This window comes from Ochrobactrum sp. SFR4 (genome assembly GCF_019730395.1).
In the GTDB taxonomy this organism is placed as follows: Bacteria; Pseudomonadota; Alphaproteobacteria; order Rhizobiales; family Rhizobiaceae; genus Pseudochrobactrum.
On sequence record NZ_JAAPBB010000662.1, the window covers coordinates 1 to 283 of the forward strand.

The window sequence follows — 283 nt, forward strand, 5'->3', positions numbered from 1 at the left end:
GTTTTCCCATATCCTTGTCTCCGATAAGCCGTATGAGTCACAACATTCTCGATCAGGGCATAAGGGGCTCCGCCGCGTGTGAGGTTGGGAATTATGACGAGCGTACAAGTTGCGATAAGGATATTATTCAAGCAACCAACGTGAATTTGACTTCCCGTATAAAGTTGCAACAGTTCCCAGTTTTTGTAAGCATCATCAATTTTTATGTCTGGGTCATCGGAATTGAGATGGCGATAAAGTTGTAATAGTTGCTGAATATCTTCTTGCTTGGCAGTACGGACTT

Annotated in this window: 1 protein-coding gene; it reads right to left on the bottom strand. The window is 43.1% G+C overall.

The annotated features are described in order from the left end of the window. Nucleotides 1–283 (bottom strand): GNAT family N-acetyltransferase (locus HBA93_RS20705; protein ID WP_221724524.1); only part of this gene is annotated, 283 nt, incomplete at both ends.